The sequence below is a fragment of the Bacillus sp. AR4-2 genome (assembly GCF_008274865.1).
GTDB classification, from domain to species: Bacteria; Bacillota; Bacilli; order Bacillales; family Bacillaceae_G; genus Bacillus_A; species Bacillus_A cereus.
Genome location: NZ_CP031062.1, coordinates 971,320 through 994,774, shown reverse-complemented (window position 1 = coordinate 994,774; position 23,455 = coordinate 971,320). Strand labels below are relative to the sequence as shown.

Below are 23,455 nucleotides of genomic sequence, written 5' to 3'. Positions count from 1 at the left end.
AGTTTCTCAGGCTTCTGTCTTTTTTATTTTATGCAAAATTCACACTAAATACTCTATCATCATTGTAACACATTTTATTTATTTTTAGTCAAGAGAAAAAACCACCTAAAGGCTCCCCCTTCAGGTGGTTCTCTATCTTACGCTAACGCAGCTGCCTGTTCTTGTTGTTCTAGACTTTTTCTAGTTCAGCTGTGCCGCTCTCATCATTTATAGCACCAATAAAGACGGATTATGTACCCGCTTCATAACAGGATGAATAAACAAGGAACAACACCTATTACGAATATAAAAAATCCCCTCACTACATAGCACCTATGTTTTCAGCAATACTCTATTACCATCAAACTAAATTTGTATAATTTAAACTACAGAATAGCAAGTTAATTTTCAAATATGTTCTTGCGCATTATCCTAAATTTATTATCTATTTGTATCATGCTTATAAATAAAAGATATCCTACCGACGCACCGAGCATATTTATAGCAATCCGCCACACATCAAAAACATCAGACAAAGTTAGTAAATGTAATATCTCCCAAACAAGAAAGGTCATAACATACCACTTACGAGCTTTCTTATAGTTAGTCACTTTATTAATCAGCACTGGAACGAAAAATCCGAATGGAACTACTAATATTATATGTTGTAAAACGCTTAACCAATAAGTTGAGTTTCCCCAAGGACCTGGATGTGCAATAAAATCTTTAACTTGCCAAAGTGTTATTCCAAAAAGTTGTAATAACGTTTCTAAATCAGATATATGTAAAAATTGCTGCCAAAATTCAATGGGATGATAGACAGTCCCACCTGTCAAACTGCGAACAGAGTCAAATGTAGAAGTTGAAATAAATGTTCCTAAAAAGACAATAAAACAAATGATTATATAAGGAATACATAAAATTTTTGATAATACCTTTAATGGCCTAGGAACTTCGTATACCGATTTATTAATCTCTACGCCAATAACTTTTGATTCTCCAAAACTTTGAATCGCTTTATAAATTGCTTCTTTTTCATTCATACCTTGTTCCATATATTCTTCTTTCAAACTGTTCAAGTGATCATACATTTCTAGAAATAACTCATCCTGTTCAATATCACTAAGTTCTGAATAGGCTAAAATAGACTTAATATACTCGTCAAATTCACTCATAAATAACTCCTTTCTGACAAGCTTGAATTAATGCTGTTACACTCTCCCAAGAGTTCACTTTCTTCTGCAATTCTTTTTTCCCTTTATCTGTAATAGTATAGAATTTCCTTTTCATCCCATTCTCAGATTCATTCCAATAAGATTCAAGAAACTCCTTTTTCTCTAATCTCTTTAAAGCAGGGTACAAAGTTCCCTGCCCCATACTATACAAATCTTCACTTGCATCCTTTAAACTTTGAGCTATTTCGTAGCCGTATGTATCACGTTTTGCAATGATAGAAAGTAATAAAATATCTATACTTCCCTTTAAGATTTCTTTGTCCAACAATACCACCACCTTATATACATCGTATAACAACATATGTCGTTATGCAATATAGTTAGAAGAATATTCCATAAAAAAAACCACCTAAAGGCTCCCCTTCAGGTGGTTTTCTATTTTACGCTAAAGCAGCCGCCTGTTCTTGTTGATCGACAGGAATTACAGCGTCTGTTAATGCTTTTTCTAGTTCAGCTGTGTATTTCATTTGTTCTTCTTTGCTCCAGCCTAGTTTCGCAGCCATGTAGTTGATTACTGCTTCTTTCCACTCGTATACCCAGTGGATGTTGAAGAATACAGCGCCTCTGCGGCGTACGAAGAAGTCGACTGGTTTTACTGTCATTTCGTAATCCATTGCGTATACAAGCGGGATTAGAACGTCTAGCGGCATGTTATATTCTTTCGCTTCGTCTTTATGTTTTTTCGCTAAGTCGAATAGTACATCAACGTTAGAGCCGTAGAATTTTGCGAATTCTTCTGCTTGTGCTGTCGTTAAACCATATTTCGTACCTTCGCCAGCTTTTTTCGCAACGAATGCTGGGAATCCGTGTGAACCATCTACATGTCCACCAGAGATTGGCATATGTTTCGTTGTACTCTTCGGATATGCACTATGGCCTTCTTTTTGTAGTAAGTTCGTTACGTAGTCTACTACCATTTCAGCCATTTTGCGGTATCCAGTTAATTTACCACCTGCGATTGTAATTAAACCAGATTCAGAAGTCCAAATTTCATCTTTACGAGAAATTTCAGATGCACTCTTACCTTCTTCATAAATTAACGGACGAACACCAGCCCAGCTTGATTCGATGTCTTTTTCCGTAATTTTTACGCTTGGGAACATATAGTTAATCGCATTAATGATGTATGTGCGATCTTCTGTTGTCATTTGTGGTACAGCTGCGTCTTTATCATAGAACGTATCTGTTGTACCTACGTATGTTTTTCCGCCGCGAGGAATCGCGAACACCATACGTTTATCTGGTGTATCGAAGTAAATCGCTTGACCTAACGGGAAACGTTTTTGATCAATTACTAAGTGAACACCTTTTGATAACTGAAGTACTTTTCCTTTTTTCGAGTTATCTTTTTCACGAAGTGTATCTACCCAAGGACCAGCTGCGTTTACAATTTTCTTACCGTAAACTTCGTATACTTCACCGTCTAGTAAATCGATTACACGTACACCGCATACTTTTCCATCTTTATATAAGAAACTGTCTACTTTTGCGTAGTTAACAGCTTTTGCGCCGTGCTCAATTGCTTCTTTCATTACTTCAATTGTAAGACGCGCATCGTCTGTACGATATTCTACGTAGTAACCGCCGCCTTTTAATCCTTCTTTTTTTACAAGAGGCTCTTTGTTTAGCGTTTCTTCACGGTTAAACATCTTTCTGCGCTCGCTTCGTTTTACACCTGCTAAGAAGTCGTATACACGAAGACCAATTGATGTACTAAATGATCCGAACGTACCGCCTGTATGGAACGGAAGTAACATCCACTCTGGTGTTGTTACATGGGGACCGTTCTCATATACGATCGCACGCTCTTTACCCACCTCTGCTACCATTTTCACTTCAAGTTGTTTTAAATAACGTAGACCACCGTGTACAAGCTTCGTTGAACGACTTGATGTACCTGCTGCAAAGTCCTGCATTTCAAACACAATTGTTGATAACCCGCGTGTTGCTCCATCTAATGCAATACCAGAACCAGTAATACCTCCACCAATTACGATCACATCTAACTCTTGTTTATTTACTCCGTTTAATACGTCTTTACGTTGTTTACTTGAAAATTTCATGGTAATTCCTCCCTTTGATAACGAAAAAAGAGACCACAAACTCCGCTATAGATTTCGCCTCTATAGCGCGTTGTGGTCTCTCCAAATCTCCTACCGAATTATTAACTTGTCACCATTATAACACTGTTTATGATTATTTGAAAGCTTTTGTTGCTTCAATTGCTTTTTTCCATCCAGCATATAGCTCTTCGCTTGTTTTCGCTTCCATCGTTGGCTCAAAGCGTTTGTCCATATGCCACTGTTCTTTAATTTCATCTTGGTTTTTCCAATATCCAACCGCAAGACCAGCTAAGTATGCTGCACCTAAAGCTGTTGTTTCATTGATCACCGGACGCTCTACAGGAACATCTAAAATATCACTTTGGAACTTCATTAAGAAGTTATTTTTAACTGCTCCGCCATCAACGCGTAATGTTTTCAGTTCAATACCTGAATCTGCTTCCATTGCGCATAATACATCTTTCGTTTGGTAAGCTAAAGATTCTAGCGTTGCACGAATGAAGTGCTCTTTCGTCGTACCGCGTGTTACACCAAACATAGCGCCGCGTACTTCACTATCCCAATAAGGTGTTCCTAGTCCAACGAATGCTGGTACAACGTATACACCGTCAGTTGATTCAACGCGATTTGCGTACACTTCACTCTCACTTGCATCTTTAAACATGCGCATTCCGTCACGTAACCATTGAATTGCAGAACCTGCTACGAAAATACTTCCTTCTAATGCGTAGTTTACTTTACCATCTATTCCCCATGCAATTGTTGTTAATAGGCCGTGCTCAGAAGCTACTGCTTTTTCACCAGTGTTCATTAACATGAAACAACCAGTTCCGTAAGTATTTTTCGCCATACCTTCACCGAAACAAGCTTGTCCAAATAATGCTGCTTGTTGGTCACCAGCTACACCTGCAATCGGTACATTTTGGCCGAAGAAGTGATAATCAATTGTTTCTCCGTAAATTTCAGATGATGGACGCACTTCTGGAAGCATGCTCTTTGGTACTGTTAACATTTCTAGAAGCTCATCATCCCACTGTAAGTCGTGAATGTTAAACATTAACGTACGTGATGCGTTTGAGTAATCTGTTACGTGTGCTTTACCACCAGATAGTTTCCATACAAGCCACGAATCAATTGTTCCGAATAATAGATCGCCGTTTTCTGCTTTCTCTCTTGCACCTTCAACGTTATCTAAAATCCATTTTACTTTCGTACCAGAGAAGTATGCATCAATTAAAAGACCTGTTTTTTCGCGAACCATTTCGCTATAACCTTTTTCTTTTAACTCATCACAAATTTCAGCTGTTTGGCGAGATTGCCATACGATTGCGTTGTAAATTGGTTTACTAGTTGTTTTATCCCATACAACCGTTGTTTCACGTTGGTTCGTAATACCGATACCAGCGATTTGTTCTGGTTTTACATCCGCTTCGCTTAAGCAAGTTGCGATAACTGCTAAAATAGATCCCCAAATTTCTTGTGCATTATGCTCTACCCAGCCCGGCTTTGGAAAATGTTGTGTAAACTCTTTTTGAGCTGAATGAACAATTTCACCTTTTTTATTGAAAAGAATTGCGCGTGAGCTTGTTGTTCCTTGGTCTAATGAAAGAATATATTTTTTCATATCGGTTTCCCCCTTATGCTACTTTTCTACTATTTGTATTGCTTCCGCTTTTTTTACTTGTCATATAAGAGATTGCTAGTACAATCACAGTTGCGATAATCACATAAATAAGTGCTGAATTTTGTTTTCCCTCAAATACAACTTGATGGAATAAACCTGCAAGTGATCCACCTAAAATTGGACCAACTACTGGAATCCATGCATACTTCCAGTTTGAACTGCCTTTTCCTGCAATCGGAAGGAAGAAGTGTGCGATACGCGGACCTAAATCACGAGCCGGGTTAATTGCGTATCCTGTTGTTCCACCTAATGATAAACCAATACTTACGATTAAGAAACCTACGATAAATGGATTTAATCCATCTGCAAATTTATTTGCACCAATTGCTAATATACCAAATACTAAAACGAATGTTCCAATCATTTCACTTAAAAGGTTTGCAAATGTGTTCGGAATTGCTGGACCTGTTGCAAATACACCTAACTTTGTTCCTGGATCTTCTGTTTCTTTCCAGTGTGGTAAGTAATGTAAATATACGATAACTGCCCCGATAATTGCCCCAATCATTTGTGCTACGATATAACCTGGTACGTCACTCCATGGGAACGCTCCCTTAAATGCTAATCCTATCGTTAAAGCTGGATTCAAATGTGCCCCACTAATTGATCCAACCGCATACGCTGCAACCGCTACTGCTAAGCCCCAGCCCATTGTAATAACAATCCAACCTGAATCTTTCGCAAACGATTTCTTTAAACTTACACCAGCACAAACGCCGCCACCAAGTACGATTAACAACGCAGTCCCTATTAACTCTCCTAAAAATGCTGACATAGTATCCCTCCACAATCAATTTAAACGCTTTCAAATGTGATAGAGGTAAAATGAATGGCCATTCGTTTTTGTCAAAAGAAAAAGACCCACAGCTTGCACGCTTCTATATAAATTTATATAGAAACAATGAAATGTGGATCTCTACTTTTCTCCGTCACGTTTATTAACTTGTCTATAATGTTAACCGTAAATGAAAGCGGTGTCAACGAAAAAATTCACATTTTCGTCACTTTTTTTGGTAATGTTTCCATAATTCGCGTTTTGATGTCGTAATTGCTGTCGCACCAGCGTTTAAAGCTCTTTCCACATCTTCTACAGTACGAATAAAACCACCTGCTAAAATCGGTACACCAGTACGCTCTTTCACTTCAGCGATAACATCCGTTAATGCTCCAGGAAGTACCTCAATATAATCCGGTTTCGTCTTATCTAAAAGATTGCAGCTCTTCTCCATCGCACTCGAATCGATTAAAAAGATGCGTTGTATTGCCACAACACCTTTTTGCTTCGCCTTCATAATAACGCTCGCCTTTGTTGAAAGTAACCCGTACGGTCTAAACTCCTGACATAAATATTCCGTCGCATGCCCATCACTCTGCAAACCATGAATTAGATCCACATGTAAAAACACCTTTTTACAATATTGCTTCGCAAGCGATATAACACTCTTCAATTGGCCGACATGAATATCTAAAATAACGATATATTCATACGAACTATGTAATAGCTTTTCCAAATCTTTAATTTGCCTCACTGCCGGCAAAATTTTCTGTTCATGAAATTCCATTCTATACGTCCCCTTCTTTATGTCATCCTATCCTTTATAGTACACAATTTAAGTGAAAAGAACAGCTAGTGTCGGGGATTTCTTTCAAATCTTTCTCTTATCTATATATTTTCTTCAACTTATCAGAACCTATACCACCTATAATCATGAATACAAGGGGCAAAAGATTCATTACATATGGCGCATCTGCTACAATTGTAATACTTGCTCCAGCAAACTTATTTAGCATCCATACAACGATTTTTGCAATAAATAAAAATACTCCTATTATAAATAGACTATCCAAAAACACCTTCCATTTTGGATACGCCAATTGCTTACTATCTTCAATTACTTTCTGCGTCAATTCTTCATCACTCCTTAGCAGTTCATCAATTGTAATACCGAACAGATCACTTAAATGAATAATAATTTCAATGCTCGGATAGTTCTTTCCCGTCTCCCATTTCGAAACAGATTGCCTACTCACATGAAGTTTTTCAGCCAAATCATTTTGCGACCAATTTCTTTTTTCCCTTTCTTCTTTTAAACGCTCACTAAAAATCATACTGTGTTTATCACCTCTCTATGCCCATTATGTTCAAATAAATGATGAAGAGTAAAGCTAGTTATCGTTGCATTTCCTGCGCAACTTATGCGTTACAGCTTATAATGGCGCTATTTTATATGTATCTTCCCTATACTATGCTCCAATAATAATTTCCCGAACAATAATACAAGGGACGGATACTAATAAAGTGAAACTTTAATCAGCCCTCACCAATCGGACTTTTACGGACAGCCCGCCCCCCCCACCTAACTTCTTTACTTCAGCTGAATTTTGAGGTGGGGGTCTTACTACCCGGCAAATAGCGGGATAAAGACTAGATTAGGCATAAAAAATACGCCATCCCTTCTTATCAGTCTCCAGAAAGAATAACGCAATTTTTCATTTTTACTCATCACTTTTCGGACTATATGAAAACCCCGGATATTTCACAACAGGCCACTTCTCCTTACGCAGAGAATCCATTACTTGCGGGCCAACATGTATATTACTCTCCACTATTTCTTTAGGAGTCAGTGCCATCCATTGATTTAACGATACATCTTCAAAACGATTGCTTCTGAACATCTCTAAAAACCATAATGTTTCGGTACCTGTATTTTGAATATAATGCCCCGTCGCAAACGGTACATATCCGACATCGCCAGCTCTATAATCAAATGTACGAGCGGTACCATTTCCAAGAAACACAGTCATTCTCGCTTCCCCCGTCAAATAATATTGCCATTCATCATTATTCGGGTGCCAATGAAGTTCTCTCATTCCGCCAGGCTCAACCTCAACGAGCGCTGCTGCGATTGTTTTGGAAATAGGGAAATTTGTGGAATCTACAATTCGAACGCTACCACCAGGCGTCTTAATCGGCTTTTGTTTTAACAATTCATGTTTAAATGTTAAAGGAACTTCTCCTTTCGGTGATTGAACTTCCTGACTTTCAAGGGAACCTGGCACCTCTCCTTGATAAATATAAACTTGATCTGAAGGGATAGAACGAAAAGCACTCTCAGGTACTCCAAAATTAGCCGACAACACCTCTTTTGGCGTATGCGCAAACCAATCAGAAATAGCTAAAGTAGATAAATCAGAAAAATGTCCATCATCGAAAACGAGTAGAAATTCACAATGTTCCAATCCTTGAATGGAATGCGGAATACCAGGCGGAAAATACCAAAGATCACCTGGTCCAACATCAGCAATAAAATTCCGTCCATTTTGATCAACAGCCGTTATGCGTGCCCGTCCTAAAAGCATATACGCCCATTCCGCTTCTTTATGCCAATGTAGTTCTCGTACTCCACCGGCCGTTAAACTCATATTTACTCCTGCAATCGTCGTCGAAACCGGTAGTTCTCGAACAGTAATCTCCCGAGACCACCCGCCTTGTTTCAAAATCATAGAAGTGTCCGAGAATGAAAACTTCAAGTTAGGAACTAACCCTGCATCCGTTATAGGCGGAACAAGCATATTCGGATTTTGAATATCCCGCATAACATTACGAGGTCCAGAATCAATCGCACCTGCTCCGTCGCTGCGGATTGGTTGTGGCACATTCCTTCCTGCTTCATTAACAGTACGTTTCTTCATGATTACACTCCTTTTTCATCCGGTTATGAAGTAAAAAGCCTCCATCATAGTGTATGAATTGGGCTTTGAATGGTTACTTTTACTATAGATTCGGCAATTTTCGCTCTAACAGTCTACTACCCATTACTATTTAAAACAGAAGATGGACAACAAAAACTTTAAGTAAAATGCAAAAAACACCCTCTGTTTCAGAAAGGTTAACAGAGGGCGTTTTCTTTTTTTTACGTAAAGTGTCCAAAAGTCTTTCCTTTGTCATACTGATTACACCCTTTTTTAGAGGCCAATATTAACACTCTCTTTTTAAAATTCCATATCAAAATCCCTTATATTATTAACAGCGACAAAAAGGAATACCATTCTATCCAAATAGAACAGCATTCCTTTTTATAAACAGTATTTAAAAATTATTATTTAAGGTATTTCCCCAAATCATCTAAGTTTCTCGTATGATTTAGAATGATTACATACTCAACTTCAACTTCTGTTACTACCATTTCTAGTACTTGATGGACTTCAATATAATCATTTTCATATTCTTTTGCCGAAGATACAATCTCTTCTAAGGTTCTTACAAATGTTTCAGCACTCCAGTCTTTTGTTGACAACGCCACATAGGTTTGAAATTTTTTTGTATTCATGTTAGTTCTCATCTCCCTCAAAAACAATAAAATCATATATTAAATATTTTAAATATAAAATACCCTCAAGCAAATATCAATTTTTTCATTTAATAAGTCTTCAATTTTAAAATGACAGCTAACAAATGAAACATATACTTTTCTCTTATACAAATATTTAACATAATAAAAAAGAAGAGAAATACAATATATTTCTCTTCTTTAAACGTAATCTATTAAAGCAATACCGAATCTTTATCACTATCCTGATTACGTTTCTCGCGCTCTTCTTCTAAGCGCTTCATATACACTTCGCCTTCTTTTTCGATAAACTCATTATCCATATCTTGCTCTTTTTTCGAAGTATATAAAACCATGTAGCCACTTAGTACAATCCCAACAATTACAAGATAAACCCACCATGGTAAAGTTTCCAAATCACTTCATTCCTTTCCTTAGACAAGCCTTATTAGTTTCACTTTATGAGGAAAGAAGTGAATTTATGCTTAAAATTTTTATTGTGGATGCTTCGCGAAAAATGCTTGTACATATTCCATAAACTCAATTGGTTCCTGACGAAACGGTGCGTGGTATCCTTTTTCAATAATATGAAACGTACTATTCGCAAATAGCCCATGATACAGTTCACCATTTTTCCAAGAAACACTTTTATCATGTCGTCCCCATATAATTAAAGTCGGCACCTTAATTTTATCAGCTTCCATCGCAATGCGGCGCTCTCTCATTTTCGTAAGCTGATCATAATGCTCTTTATCATCACGACTATTTTTCACTTCATTTTTATTATACTTCGCAATCTCAGTTACAGTTTGTAAGTCCGTCGATAGCGGTGGTACTTCATAACTTTCTTTTTGCTGGAAAGACTCTATCCCTGTAGAATCCGCCAAGATGAGATGCGTCACTGCATCCGGATATAAATACGCTAAATTAAGGGACATCTCTCCGCCCATTGAATGGCCGAGCACCGCAAACTGATCGTATCCGAGCTTCTTCATTAACTTATAATATAAATTCACTTGCGCAGGAAACGAATACTGAAAATCAACTGGCTTAGAAGAACGCCCAAACCCTAAAATATCAACCGCAATAATCGTATGGTCTCGCACTAGTTCCGGATAAATATCACTAAACCCATCAGAAGAACCACCAAACCCATGCAACATGAGTAACGGGGGTTTTCCCTCACCAATTTGCTTAAAATAAATCGTCTGCCCGTCAATTTGCGCCATACTCTCTTTCGTATTCAGCTTCATCATAACAGTATCTTTCACTTCGCCAACCTTCGCAATCGGCTTCTCAACGAAGTTACAAACAATTAACAAAACGAGCACAATACCGCTAATCATATAAAACTTAAACCTTTTCAAAGTTCCCGTCTCCTTTCTCTTGTTGCTATTTAAAGTTTTTACATTTTTTGGTTATTTTATGTTCTCTTTTTTAATTGTAACTGATTCAGTTACAATAATACTAAAAAAATATAACTCATTTCTATTACTAATGGTTATTCCGTAACTATTATAGTTACATATTTAAAGTAAGTCAATTCTTTTCTCTACATGGCCTAATAACAAAGAAAAGGACCTCGTTGTGAGATCCCTTTCTTTGTTATTATTTAATTTAAAAATGATCAGCGTGTGAGTCTTGTTTGCTAATACCGCCACCGTCACCTTTATTGAAGTTGGCTGGTGCTCCACCATCGCCTCTATTATCTGCTGGTGCTCCGCCTGTGTCACCAATATTAACGTAGTCTGGTCTTGCTGGTGCTCCGCCCGTGTCTCCCTTATTAAAGCTAACATAGTTTAGTCTTGCTGGTGCTCCGCCTGTGTCTCCCTTATTAAGAGCAATAGCATTAAAATCGTGGGAACCTAAAACTGAAAAAGTAAATGCAAATCCAATTAATGCTAATACAATTTTTTTCATTATTTTAACGCCCCTTTTGCCACCTGTTTTTTCCTTGATTCATTACTCATGCGATAATATTTACTAGCCTTTTCATGATTGTTTATATTATAAAATTGATCTGCTAAGCGTTCTGTATATTCCTGAATACAGTCAAACAATTCTTCTCTTTCAAAGTAAGAAACTCCCGCTATAACAGCCTCCTCTAATGCATCAACATTTGTATTCATTACATTTAAAACCATGAATCGGTATTGATATTCTTGATTCTTCAACTGATTACAAATATGTAATCCTTTACTTATTATGACACTCGCTTTTTCAAATTCATTTATTTTTAAATATTCATCAGCTTCCAAGTAAAGTGCTCTAAAATGATTAGGGGCTTTCTTTGTTACTTCGGATAAATGCCGAATTGCTAATTCTGATAAATTCTGATTTGCATATAGCAACCCTAAGTTATTTCTAACCATTAAAATATATTTTTCATGGTCAATTTGTTGAAAAATATTTAGTGAATGATTAAATATCTCCTCCGCTAACTCAAATTGATTTAAATCAACATAGCATAACCCCAATATATTCTCACATAAAGCCAAATTAATCTCATATCCTGGTTGCTTCGTAAAATCTTCTTTTGCCTTTTTCAAGTAATCAATCGCATTGATTTGTTGATAAGAATGATAATAGAAATTCCCCATCCGATAATGAAACTCCGCATGTTCTATCGGATTGGAAATATATTCCAATAACTTCTCAGCTTGCTCATACTGTTCTTTCGCTTCGTTATAATTTGAAATTAATGTGCAATGAAACCCTTTAAAGAAGTGATAATAATAAGCTAAAAAGCCCTCTATTGGAATTTCGAAAGATTCCACTTTATCAAAACTATCTTCTCTAACTGAAATCCAATCAACCAATGCATCATATCTAAAATTCAACAACGCATGATAAAGCAATACATCCTGATCCACGTCCAACCCACTAATCTTACTTTCAATCTCCTCTTTCATTTCCGTAGCTTTCTCTATATTTTGCTGTAACATTACACGATACCAATCATCTAAAGAATGTTTCATTTGCTCCCGCGTTACTACATCTGCTCCCATACACTCGCATCTCCTTTTCTCCAAAATTACAAAATTAGGATTTTTATACAATTATTAAAATTGTATATTACCACTCCTTTTCTATGCATTGAAAAATAATTATCAGAAAATTAAATATTTTAATTAATTATACCAAACTTTTCCTTTTTAACAACTTGAGAAACAATTGTCAGAAAACTTAACAGGACAAATAAAAGAGCAAGCAGTTCCAGCACTCCGCTAAAACTACTTGCTCTCCTACTTACTATCTCTATTTTTACTCTTTAATAAATTCCTTCGTACTTCTCACTGTATCAATTGGACGAACTAATTTTTCAATTTCTTCACGTTTTGGCTCTAGGAATGGAGGTAAAGATAATTTTTCACCAAGTGTTTCGTATGGCTCATCTCCCATAAATCCTGGGCCGTCTGTTGCAAATTCAAATAAAATTTGTGGTGCAACTCTTGCATATAATGATTCAAAGAAATGACGATCTACATAACCAGATGAAGGAAGCCCTACGCTACTGATTCTCTCAATCCATTCTTCTAATACAGCGCGATCTTCTACGCGGAATGCCGCATGGTGCACTGTACCAAAACCTTGTTGTGCTTCAGGAAGAACTGTATTATGTTCTACAATGACAGAAGCACCGTTTCCGCCTTTGTTCACTTCAAATAAATAGAATTCTCCTTCTTGCGCAACCTCTTTAAATAATAAAACTTTTTCTAACACTTCTTTGAAGAAACTAAAGTTTGCAATGCGGATAAATACAGGCCCTAAACCAGTAATTGCATATTCTAATGGAACTGGTCCGTTTTGCCAAGGTGTACCTGATTCGATCCCTTTATCAAGTTCATCCGATATTAATTGATAGTATTGGTCATCAAAGTCAACGAAAGAAAGAGTTTTCTTACCAAATTGCTCTTTAATTCCTGTATGTTCTACTTCAAGACGGTCAAAACGTTTTACCCAATATGCTAACGCTGCATCAGTCGGAACACGGAATGAAGTTTTTGAAATTTCATTTGTACCGTGTACTCCTTTTGGAATACCTGGGAAGTCAAAGAATGTCATATCTGTTCCGGCACTACCTTTATCATCTGCAAAGAATAAATGGTACGTTTGAATATCATCTTGGTTTACTGTTTTTTTAACTAAACGCATTCCTAAGACGTGAGTGAAAAACTCATAGTTCTTTTCTGCACTACTTGTAATTGCTGTAACGTGGTGAATTCCTTTTAATTGGTTCATTTTATATTCCTCCAGTGGTTTTAAATTTTATTTTCTCTTCTATTACTTCTCTTCAATAGGTGCTAATTTCGCTTCAATTTCTGCACGCTGACCTTCTAAGAATGGTGGTAAATCAAGTTTTTCTCCTAAATGTTCCACATCTCCATCAACTGTAAATCCTGGGCCATCTGTCGCAATTTCAAATAGGATTCCGTTTGATTCGCGGAAATATAAGCTTTTAAAATAGAAACGGTCGATGATTCCTGAAGAATGGAAGCCTCTTTGTTTCACCTGTTCTTCCCAATAGGCAAGCTCTGCATCGTTTTTCACGCGAATTGCTAAATGGTGAATGCTGCCTCGGCCCGGCTTTTCAGTAGGACCATCTAAATATTTCACAACGATTTCTCCAAAAGCCTCTCCTTTAATGGACTGGAAAATTGCTTCTTGATTATTTCGGCTAACCTCTGTATAACCGAACATCTCTGTAAGTGTACTCGCCATTTTATCAAGTCTACGCACTGTCATTTCTACAGAACCCATTCCTTGAATTTGATGCTTTGCAGGAACTTCTGATTTCTCCCAAGTTTCCCAGTGCTCTACTTTTTCTCCGTTTGAAACGAGTAGTACTAAGCGAAGACCTTCAGCATCCTCAAATTGCAAAGCAGGACGATTTGCATATGTTGTCATTTCACTATGTTTCACATCAAATTTTTCAAAGCGTTCTTTCCAGTAATGCAAGCTATCCTCTGAAGGAACAAGTAATCCAATTCGAGTAATCGCATTCGTACCGCGATATGTTCTTCCTACTAATGGAATTTCAAAAAATGATAATTCCGTACCTGGACTTCCTGTTTTATCTCCATAAAATAAGTGGTACATTGACGGATCATCTTGGTTTACTGTCATTTTCACACGACGTAAGCCAAGCACGTTTTTATAAAAGTGATTATTTTCATTTGCATTTTTCGTAACCATTGAAATGTGATGATGCCCTTTAATTTCATACATTGGTTATTCCTCCGTTTCGTTTTACTAGTCAAGTGACAACTAAAAAAATAACATTTCCCACAACTAATATGGTTTTTAGCTTTTCAATTTATTCTTAATTATATTTTTGTAAATTCATCTTAGTTTTTACTGTATAAGTTACTTTGTTTTAATCAAAAACAACTGAGTGTATGTTTTCATATGACTCAATCGCTTTCGTTACTATCACTTTACACCTCAAGTGATTAAAAAGCAAGTGATTTATCTCAAATTCGAGATATTTTTTGTATCATATTATTTACTTCCTATAAAAACAGCCTCACTAAGCATATTAAAACTTAATGAGGCCACTTTATTCACACTTTTAATTATGGAACGACGGCTTATAGAACGAACGATTATCAAGTGCGAAGACACGCTCAGTGTATTCGCCTGGTTTTGTGCGTCCTAATGCGCGGTCCATCATGTTCATTTTTGCATCTAAGTTATCGATGTAGTGCAGAATTTCTGCTTCTTTTACTAATGGTGGTTTTGGGCTACCCCATTCTGCTTTTCCGTGATGAGAAAGGACGATGTGTTGAAGAATTAATACTTCTTCTGCATCGATTTGCAATTCGTCTGCCGCTTTACCAATTTCGTTCACCATAATCGAAATGTGGCCTAGTAAATTTCCTTCTAACGTATACGTTGTAGAAATTGGGCCAGATAGTTCGATTACTTTACCAAGGTCATGTAAAATAACGCCTGCATATAGTAAGTCTTTATCTAACGACGGGTATAGATTTGAGATAGCTTTCGCTAAATCAAGCATTGATACGACGTGATAAGCTAGTCCAGATACGAACTCGTGATGGTTCTTTGTCGCTGCTGGATAGTCTAAAAATTCGTTTTGATGCTTATTTAATAAATGTCTTGTTAGACGTTGAATGTTCGGGTTTCTCATTTCAAATATGTATTGCGTAATTTTCTCAACCATATCTTCTTTTTTCACTGGTGCTTTTTCTACGAAGTCTGAGATGTCTGTTACTTCATTTTCATTCGCAACACGGATTTGTTTCACACGTAATTGAATACGTCCTTTGTAGTTTAAAATATCTCCAGCTACTTTCACGATTGTTTCCGCTACATATTGTTTCTCAACTTCTGGTGATACGTCCCATAATTTTGCTTCAATATCTCCACTTGGATCTTGTAAGATTACTGTTAAAAATGGCTTTCCATTGCTTGCGATACCTTTTGTCGCTGTTTTAATTAACAAGAAAATATCGACTTGTTCACCAACTTCATACTCTGCAATTTTCTTTTTCATTCGAATTCCTCCACCAAATCAGTTACTTTTAGTATAGCACACTACAACTCATTTTCTTTACGCATATGTGTTAATTTTATAATCTGTTTTTCTGTAAAATACGCGAGTAAATGCGCATGACATGTAAAGAATATGACTTGTCTATCCTTTGCAATTTCCTTTATAAGTTCAATCGTTCGATTCGTCCTTACCGCGTCAAAGTGCACGAAACTATCATCAATAATAAATGGATAATCATGCTCAAATGTTTTTGCTAGTGCAAATCTCAGCGATAAATATAACTGCTCCGCTGTCGCTTGGCTTAGTTCATGACTGTAAAAACGCATACCATCGTTACGCTCTACAATAAACGGCTCTGACTCTGACGGTGAAAAGATTTTACTATATCGTCCGCCTGTTAAATAGACGAAATACTCTTCTGACTTTTGTAAAATACGAGGAAGATGTACTTCATGATAATATTGCTTCGTTTTCGTTAACACCGTTTTTGCGGCCGCATAAGCAGCCCACTTCTTCACTTGTTCACGCACTTGCGCTTTTTTCATTTCCCATTCATGCATTAAATCACCGTACGTACTACCTTCTTCTAAATTCGCAATTTCCATACGATGTTTCGCAATACGCTCTGTCAGTTCTTTCTCTTGCGCCAGACAGTTTTGTACGACTGTCAGTTCTTGCTTTAATTTTCCGTCATAACCGTCAGCTTCGTAATGTTCAGCTAATGATAAACTCGTTAAACGCTGTTCTAACAGATCAATTTGCGGTAATAAACGCCCCACTTGTTTCTCTGCATCTTCACGTTTTTCCGCTAGTTTACCCGCTTCTAAAAACATCTCTTCATCTGTAGACGCTGCAATATGCCATAAACCATCTCGTTCTATTAGTAATTGCTTTAATTGTTCTTGCATAAACTCATATTCTTCTTGCCATTCCGCCAGTTTTTCTTTTAACTGCTTACAAGTTTGGCGCTTCTCTTTCTCATTTTGCATACGGCTTTGTGCCTCGTGTAGCTTACTATACTCCGCACTACCGATAACAGTTTCTAGTTTATGTTCAAATTGCGAAATCATTTCATATAATGAAGATTTTCGCGTGCCTTGTTTCTCTAATTCACGATATAATTGCTGCATTTTTTCAATACGCTCAAACGCCGGCAATATGTGTGCATACGTATAAAATTCAGGAAACATATAGCGCGTTTTATATGCATCGACTTGTTCTCCCGCCTGGAACGTTTCTCTCTCCCATTCCTCATACGATGAAACGACTTTATCATACGCTCGTTCCAACTGCTGTAACTTATAAGACTCACGCTCAAATAATTTACGTATCTCTTCATCTTTTTCTAACTGATAGCGAACAGACATCGCTTCTTCACTTTGTCTCCCGCCGGCACTTTGCTGAAGTGTAAGGAGCTCTTCTTGTAATCCATTTGATGGATCTTTATATAAAACAAGGGCGAGAACAATCCCTACAAAAACAATGACACTAATAAATAAGAGCGCTCGGTTATCTATAAATAAGCTTGTGAATAAAACGCCTGTGTTAATAAAAACTAACAGAAGACAAACTCTTTGCCACTGCTTTTTCTTTTGCTTAGCTGCTCCTGCTTTTTCCTCATACTTGCGCTTCATTCTCTCTGCGCCCATACCGATAAACGCCGCATCTTGGAACGATTTCTCTTTCTCAACTAACACATTTCTCTCTTCATCCACTAACATTTGTTTCTTAATCTGTCTTATATTTTCTTCTTGTTCTTCTAATTGCTCTTGCGCTACTTTAAAACGATCATCGAGCTGTGCTTTTTGCGTTTCTAATTCGCGCGCCTTTTGCACTGTTTGCGTAATTAACTCTTTCGTTGCCAAACTCATATCAAATGAAAGAACTGTTTCCTTTTCAAAAGTAGTACCAATTTGTTGTTCTAGTTCTGCGATTTCTTCTTTTATATTCGTAATATTCCCGCTCATATCACGCATTTCTTGGCGTGCATTTTCGTAAGACATATGCTGCATACGAAGTTCTTCTACATAACTTTCTTTTTGTAAAAACTCTTCATCTATTTGAATCGAAGCAATTTCCGATTGCACTGTCTCAATTTTCTTGTGGAGCGAATCAACTTGTAATTGAAGCGGCTCCATTTTCGCCTTAATTGCTTCATAACGCGCCATTCCGTTTACAGGAAACTGCCCGCTCTCGTTCTCTAACACTTTCTCATGCGCACGTTTTTCAATAACGAGTGGCTCAAGCGCTGCTAATATTTCATAATCTTGCTTTCGCTTTTCTGCACTCTCTTTTTCCCCGCGAACAGAAGCAAGCTTCTCTTCACTTTCTTTTAACTGCTCTACTTGTTTTTCATACGTGCCAATTTTTCCTTGCCACTCTTTCATCTTCTCTTCAAGTTTCTTCATCTCTTGCAATGACACGTTAATTTCTGGTTTACGACCACTCGGCTTGAAGCGCTGGTCCATTTCTTTTTCTAGCTTTTTATCTAACTGCAATAGCGCATCACTTCCGACTGCACTTGCCGAAAATAAATAATTGCCAATATCCGCTTCGCCAAGCTGATGAATGTTTTGAAGGCCATGCATATCAAATGAAAAGACAGATTCAAATAAACTTTCATTCATCCCGCTTAATATATCGTTTAAAATTTCTTCTCCGCCCGTTTTCCCGTCTTCAAAATAAACGGTCACCTCGCCAGCTGCCGTCTTTGGCAATCGCTCAATTTTCAAACGACCGTACTGCTCTGTTTGCACAGTCATCGCACCGCCATACTTCCCGCCTTCTTTCGGCTCATAACGGCGCTGTCCTCTCGTCGGAAAACCGAATAAAATACTTTTTATAAATGAGCGAATTGTCGATTTCCCCGCTTCATTTTCACCGTATAACACCGTCAGCAAGGAAAGATCCATTTCCACATTTTCTAATTTTCCGTACCCATAAATATGGAGTTTTTCAATTCTCATTTTTTATCCCTCTCTTGCTGGAATAATTGCTCTAAAATAATATTTTCTGCTTCCTTTTGAATCTCTTTCTTCTCTTCTTCTGTAAAAGATTCAATACTATTACGCGCTACAGGTGATGTCCAAATAGTGCGCAATACTCCGTCCATATTGCTGAAAGCTTCTAACTCCTTTAGCACACTACCTACGAAATGATTTTCCGCTTTCAAACGTTCGATTTCCGCAAAAGAAACTGTCTCATTTTTCCACTTCATCGCATATACAAAATCTTTTCGCTCTTCGCTAGATGCTAAAATGTGAAAAATCTCTTCCACGCGCTTTTCGTCACGCAAATAAGGGGAAAGTGGGCCTTGTCCTGTGAATACGACAGTTAATAGCGTACCTTCCTCTTCTCTTCGGCATTCATTCATCGCAGTAGATAGGCTCGTCATAAGTTCATCAACAGTTTCAAGTCTATCAATACAAACTTCCATTTCATCCCATACAACATCTGCCGTATGGAAAAATGAACACTGCGTTCCTTGTTTCGTAAGTTCAATAAGGTACGCACCCTTCTCGCCTGTTTCCTTACGATGACGACCTTGTATGTTCCCTGAATAAATAATGTATGGTTCTTCTGATAAAATTTCACGTTTATGTATATGGCCAAGAGCCCAATAATCAAACTGTTTTTCTTTCAACTCACGAATTTGAAACGGTGCATAGCGATTATGCTCTGCATCTCCTTCCACACTTCCGTGAAGCATGCCAATATGAAAAGGCGCATCACTCATTTTCGTATACTGCGCTGTCATATTATCCGTTACCGCTTGCTGCAAATAACTAAAACCATAAATAGAAGCTAATAGCTCACCATTTTTATAAAATGATTTCTCTTCTACATAAGGCTCAGTAAATACATGAACATTTTCCGGAAACTCAATTGCTGCCCAGCTTCCTCCTAAATGATCATGGTTACCGTGAATAATAAAAACAGGGATATCGTACTGCGAAAGTCTCTTCATTTGCTCACGCACAAACACTTGCGCCCTCAAACTTCTCGTCTCCGCATCATACAAATCCCCAGCTAGTAATACGAAATCAACGCGCTCTTGAATTGCTTTATCAACAATACGCTCAAATGATTCAAACGTACTTTGCTTCATTCTCTCCCAAACAGACTGCGCAACATTCATCTCCATCCCTTTAAACGGACTATCCAAATGCAAATCAGCCGCATGTATAAACTTTACTTGTTTCACAAATAACGATCCTTCCTATCTTTCAAAAGTTTCATTTTATCAAAATTAAAATCGCTGAAAACTAATAATCATCGAGAATAAAAATATTCTCGATGATTAAAGTTTCATTCTATTTTACCACGCAATGTCATATATTTCTTTGCATATTGTAGCATTTTATGTCAAAATAATTATAAGATTCTGATTTTAATTATTGGAGGGAATTTTCATGGGAGTATACGTTCTAACAGTCTTTGAAAAAGATGGTTCAAAAGCATTAGACGAATCATTCGAGGCGGCAACTGAAAAAGAAGCAAAAGCAAAAGGTGAATCTATCTTACAAGAAAAAGGATTGTATGAAAAAACACATCGCTGTACATCTACTGCAGGTAAGCTCGTTTTATTCCAGCGCTAAAAAAAAGAAGCGTCATCCGCTTCTTTTTCACTCTACTATATCTTCGTCACACCACGTAAACACCACATCTAGAATGCGATTACCGATACGTACGCGTTTATTCCATTTACCTGTTTGGATCTGATGTTGCAATTCAGCTTTCATCTTTTCCGTCCAGTCGTGAATCGTTTCACTACCGTCGTACGGATATACGCTCGGAAACTCTTTCTGCAGTAGATGCAAGCTCTCTGCATCAAAATGAAAATGGAAGAAGTAGTTTGCTGTAAGCGATGGTTCTTGCAATCGTAAAAAATGATCATCAATTTGCTTTCTATTTCGATAGAAAGTAAAGATATTCACTTTACCGCTAGTAATTTGGTCAATTTGAATTTCGTGCTTCTCTATAATCACGTCTTGTCCACCTCGTTGTATACTATCTTTAGTATATATGTCTTTTGCAACAAAGTTAACCATTTTCGCGCGAAATTCATTTCCTTCATTAATAATTCCTGTACCTCCATATGCAATCAGAATAAATGAAAACAAAGTTGAAGGGGAGCGATCACATGTATTTCGGAAGCAAAGGTTGGTATGTAAAAGAACTTAAAAAATTAGGTATCCGTACTTATGAAGGTAAAAAACTAGAATCTTATCGTACGCATGTGTTATCTAGTTTACTTGAGAGAATGAAGAGAGCTTCGGCTTAATAGAATAGCAAGAAGTAAACCTGAATATTGGTAAATGATAAAAAACACCTCCTAAATTCGCATACTAAGTATGCAAATTAAATGGAGGTGTTTTTATTAGTCTCACTTTTTCAGGGGCGCTTCAGTTTTCATAAAATATTTTTTGTTTCCGCTGAAACGGATAAGTTTTAATCTCAGTTGCATCTAAATTTTCATGGAATAAATGAATAGCTATAATTTGTCTACAATCGTAAGTATGGTAATAATATGTTCCAGACTCCATACACATTGCACTTGTATAGATCGTATTATCTAATATACCGTCTTCTGTTATTACTGCCCCCTTAGGAACCTCACAGTTTGATAAAATATGAAAAATAGCCGATATCCCCTCTTCTTCGTTCTCTATACTTTGAATGTTTTGTTTGCCATATGCTGCCCGTACAAATCTTGATGGCGGAGTGAAATCTCCAGGAAGCCCCATCGTTCCTGAACCTTGGCCAAAAGCACTTAATGGTACATCTCCCCACTCCGTTGGCGCAAATGGCTGCGATTTAAGACCAATATATTGTCTTAAATTTTGTAAATGCCAATTAAACTCGGGACTATTAGTCATCACTCCTATTGGATTGTCATACACTTTTATTCCATCAGCTGTCGGCTCAAGTACAATACACGCTCCCGATTTATCTGCTAAAATCCAATGTAGCGGTGGCGTAATTCCTAAAACTGGTAATGGCACATCTATAAAGGCAATGTTATCAATAGATTTTCTTACCTCTTCAACAGAATTGAACTGCGTGAGGCTCCAAGTCACAAAATCAAATGGCGCTACATTCGTTTTATTGCTATCTATATGATTACTATAAGTAGCGAATCCTGGGAAATAGAGAGTTGCACATGTCATACCAGTTTCATTTACTCCGTCCGCCATCATGACCCTTCCTCCAAAATTAATTCCCATTCCGACAACAGCCTTTTTCGCTCGGATCGTTTCACCAGTTATATTGTTCCACTGATAACGCCGAGGAATGATTATTACTTCTTGATTCATATCTAATGTGAAATCCATTGTTCTCCCAAAAAGATGCTGGAAATTTTTTGTTTGTAACGTCAAACTAGTACACATGAAGAAATCCCCCCCATTTCATATTTATATACACATTTTATAAAATTCTGATAGATACGTAAATTAAAATCTATTTTACTTACCATTGTACAAACCCTATTTATCATTAACAAAATAACCACCCAAACTAAAAATGCTATAATAAACCCAATGAAACTAAGGGGGCAAATTACTTTGCTTGGAACATGCATTCAATTTCATAAGTTTGGCAATCCAAAAGACGTATTACAAGTTGAATATAAAAATATAGAACCACTGAAAGATAATGAAGTTTTCGTTCGTATGCTAGTTAGACCGATTAATCCATCTGACTTAATTCCAATAACCGGAGCGTACGCACATAGAATCCCTTTACCTAACATACCTGGTTATGAAGGTGTTGGTATTGTAGAAGATGTAGGAGCTTTTGTTTCTAGAGACCTTATCGGTAAACGTGTGTTACCGTTACGCGGGGAAGGTACTTGGCAAGAATATGTGAAGACATCAGCTGATTTTGTAGTCCCTATTCCCGATTCTATTGATGATTTTACCGCGGCACAAATGTATATTAATCCCCTTACGGCTTGGGTTACATGTACGGAAACGCTAAACTTACAACGGAATGATGTTTTGTTAGTGAATGCTTGTGGATCCGCTATCGGGCATCTTTTTGCGCAGTTATCGCAAATTTTAAATTTCCAACTCATTGCCGTGACAAGAAATAGTAAACATACAGACGAATTACTTCAGCTTGGCGCTCATCATGTAATTGATACTTCGACTGCCCCGCTTTATGAAACCGTTATGACATTAACGAACGGGCTCGGCGCGGATGCTGCAATTGATTCTATCGGGGGACCGGATGGAAATGAATTAGCTTTCTCCTTACGTCCCAATGGGCACTTTTTAACTATAGGACTTCTGTCAGGAATACAAGTAAACTGGGCAGAGATTGTCACGAAAGCAAAAGTGCACGCGAACATATTTCATTTACGACATTGGAATAAAGAAGTGTCACCTTATAAATGGCAAGACACGTTTCGTCATTTAATTCGCTTAGTAGAAAATGAGCAATTACGTTTTATGAAAGTCCATTCTACGTATGAATTAGCGGATGTGAAAGCGGCAGTTGATGTTGTACAGTCCGCTGAGAAAACGAAAGGGAAAGTTTTTTTAACGAATTATTAAATTGAGTACATTCAACTATCAATCCATTTAGTAGCATAGAATTTTAAGTAGCTTATGTAATTTAATTAAAAAAGCGAAAGGAGATTC

The 23,455-nt window shown here is 37.2% G+C and carries 23 protein-coding genes; 3 read left to right on the top strand and 20 right to left on the bottom strand.

What is annotated here, in order from left to right; genetic code table 11:
- Positions 1–380: 380 nt before the first annotated feature.
- From DN399_RS05200 to DN399_RS05110, 18 genes are all read right to left on the bottom strand, one after another.
- Entirely contained in the window at positions 381–1,154 is a 774-nt protein-coding gene (locus DN399_RS05200; RefSeq protein WP_025687727.1) for a VanZ family protein, read from the bottom strand.
- Positions 1,147–1,479: a PadR family transcriptional regulator gene (locus DN399_RS05195; protein WP_000356630.1), complete on the bottom strand. Its 333-nt coding sequence runs from the start codon at positions 1,477–1,479 to the stop codon at positions 1,147–1,149. The genes DN399_RS05200 and DN399_RS05195 overlap by 8 nt, the downstream gene beginning before the upstream one ends.
- 115 nt (positions 1,480–1,594) lie before the next feature.
- A complete protein-coding gene (glpD, locus tag DN399_RS05190; RefSeq protein ID WP_149149386.1) occupies positions 1,595–3,277 on the bottom strand; it encodes an aerobic glycerol-3-phosphate dehydrogenase in 1,683 nt (560 codons plus the stop codon).
- Positions 3,278–3,410: 133 nt separating this feature from the next.
- Positions 3,411–4,901 (bottom strand): glycerol kinase GlpK, encoded by a 1,491-nt coding sequence (glpK, locus tag DN399_RS05185; protein WP_000760009.1) that lies wholly within the window; start codon positions 4,899–4,901, stop codon positions 3,411–3,413.
- Positions 4,902–4,914: 13 nt separating this feature from the next.
- Complete coding sequence (gene glpF, locus DN399_RS05180; RefSeq protein ID WP_086389231.1) at positions 4,915–5,736, bottom strand: glycerol uptake facilitator protein GlpF; 822 nt, start codon at positions 5,734–5,736, stop codon at positions 4,915–4,917.
- Between the two features lie 226 nt (positions 5,737–5,962).
- Positions 5,963–6,523, bottom strand: coding sequence for a glycerol uptake operon antiterminator GlpP (glpP, locus tag DN399_RS05175; protein ID WP_000394285.1), 561 nt, complete (start codon positions 6,521–6,523; stop codon positions 5,963–5,965).
- 97 nt (positions 6,524–6,620) lie between these two features.
- Positions 6,621–7,070: a helix-turn-helix domain-containing protein gene (locus DN399_RS05170; protein WP_000577663.1), complete on the bottom strand. Its 450-nt coding sequence runs from the start codon at positions 7,068–7,070 to the stop codon at positions 6,621–6,623.
- A 387-nt stretch (positions 7,071–7,457) separates the two neighbouring features.
- A complete protein-coding gene (locus DN399_RS05165; RefSeq protein ID WP_000747529.1) occupies positions 7,458–8,654 on the bottom strand; it encodes an oxalate decarboxylase family bicupin in 1,197 nt (398 codons plus the stop codon).
- Positions 8,655–9,061: 407 nt separating this feature from the next.
- Positions 9,062–9,292 (bottom strand): hypothetical protein, encoded by a 231-nt coding sequence (locus tag DN399_RS05160; RefSeq protein WP_001093032.1) that lies wholly within the window; start codon positions 9,290–9,292, stop codon positions 9,062–9,064.
- Between the two features lie 215 nt (positions 9,293–9,507).
- The gene (locus DN399_RS05155; protein WP_000449223.1) at positions 9,508–9,708 is read right to left on the bottom strand and encodes a sporulation YhaL family protein; all 201 of its coding nucleotides are present in this window, start codon (positions 9,706–9,708) and stop codon (positions 9,508–9,510) included.
- Between the two features lie 78 nt (positions 9,709–9,786).
- Positions 9,787–10,659: an alpha/beta fold hydrolase gene (locus DN399_RS05150; RefSeq protein WP_006924772.1), complete on the bottom strand. Its 873-nt coding sequence runs from the start codon at positions 10,657–10,659 to the stop codon at positions 9,787–9,789.
- Positions 10,660–10,909: 250 nt separating this feature from the next.
- Positions 10,910–11,212 (bottom strand): hypothetical protein, encoded by a 303-nt coding sequence (locus DN399_RS05140; protein WP_006924771.1) that lies wholly within the window; start codon positions 11,210–11,212, stop codon positions 10,910–10,912.
- Complete coding sequence (locus tag DN399_RS05135) at positions 11,212–12,300, bottom strand: tetratricopeptide repeat protein (RefSeq protein WP_149149385.1); 1,089 nt, start codon at positions 12,298–12,300, stop codon at positions 11,212–11,214. The genes DN399_RS05140 and DN399_RS05135 overlap by 1 nt, the downstream gene beginning before the upstream one ends.
- 256 nt (positions 12,301–12,556) lie before the next feature.
- On the bottom strand, positions 12,557–13,534 hold the full coding sequence (locus DN399_RS05130) for a ring-cleaving dioxygenase (RefSeq protein WP_113303206.1): 978 nt from the start codon (positions 13,532–13,534) through the stop codon (positions 12,557–12,559).
- Between the two features lie 42 nt (positions 13,535–13,576).
- Positions 13,577–14,521, bottom strand: coding sequence for a ring-cleaving dioxygenase (locus DN399_RS05125; protein WP_149149384.1), 945 nt, complete (start codon positions 14,519–14,521; stop codon positions 13,577–13,579).
- A 343-nt stretch (positions 14,522–14,864) separates the two neighbouring features.
- Positions 14,865–15,809 carry a 3'-5' exoribonuclease YhaM gene (yhaM, locus tag DN399_RS05120; RefSeq protein WP_000726638.1) on the bottom strand — a complete coding sequence of 315 codons (945 nt, stop codon included), beginning with the start codon at positions 15,807–15,809 and terminating at the stop codon, positions 14,865–14,867.
- Between the two features lie 41 nt (positions 15,810–15,850).
- Entirely contained in the window at positions 15,851–18,775 is a 2,925-nt protein-coding gene (locus DN399_RS05115; RefSeq protein WP_149149383.1) for an ATP-binding protein, read from the bottom strand.
- A complete protein-coding gene (locus tag DN399_RS05110) occupies positions 18,772–20,013 on the bottom strand; it encodes a metallophosphoesterase family protein (protein WP_049107792.1) in 1,242 nt (413 codons plus the stop codon). The genes DN399_RS05115 and DN399_RS05110 overlap by 4 nt, the downstream gene beginning before the upstream one ends.
- A gap of 208 nt (positions 20,014–20,221) precedes the next feature.
- Here DN399_RS05110 and DN399_RS05105 point away from each other — a divergent pair, with 208 nt between their 5' ends.
- Complete coding sequence (locus tag DN399_RS05105; RefSeq protein ID WP_000539552.1) at positions 20,222–20,407, top strand: YhzD family protein; 186 nt, start codon at positions 20,222–20,224, stop codon at positions 20,405–20,407.
- 27 nt (positions 20,408–20,434) lie between these two features.
- On the opposite strand, the gene DN399_RS05100 is transcribed toward DN399_RS05105, so the two are convergent.
- Complete coding sequence (locus DN399_RS05100) at positions 20,435–20,797, bottom strand: hypothetical protein (RefSeq protein WP_000582785.1); 363 nt, start codon at positions 20,795–20,797, stop codon at positions 20,435–20,437.
- Positions 20,798–20,952: 155 nt separating this feature from the next.
- Here DN399_RS05100 and DN399_RS05095 point away from each other — a divergent pair, with 155 nt between their 5' ends.
- A complete protein-coding gene (locus DN399_RS05095; protein ID WP_000273537.1) occupies positions 20,953–21,093 on the top strand; it encodes a YflJ family protein in 141 nt (46 codons plus the stop codon).
- 121 nt (positions 21,094–21,214) lie between these two features.
- Here the strand turns inward: DN399_RS05095 and bsh are convergent, their stop codons facing one another.
- Positions 21,215–22,201 (bottom strand): choloylglycine hydrolase, encoded by a 987-nt coding sequence (bsh, locus tag DN399_RS05090; RefSeq protein WP_016122042.1) that lies wholly within the window; start codon positions 22,199–22,201, stop codon positions 21,215–21,217.
- Positions 22,202–22,375: 174 nt separating this feature from the next.
- Here bsh and DN399_RS05080 point away from each other — a divergent pair, with 174 nt between their 5' ends.
- Positions 22,376–23,368, top strand: coding sequence for a zinc-dependent alcohol dehydrogenase family protein (locus DN399_RS05080; RefSeq protein ID WP_006924740.1), 993 nt, complete (start codon positions 22,376–22,378; stop codon positions 23,366–23,368).
- The last annotated feature ends 87 nt before the right edge of the window (positions 23,369–23,455 follow it).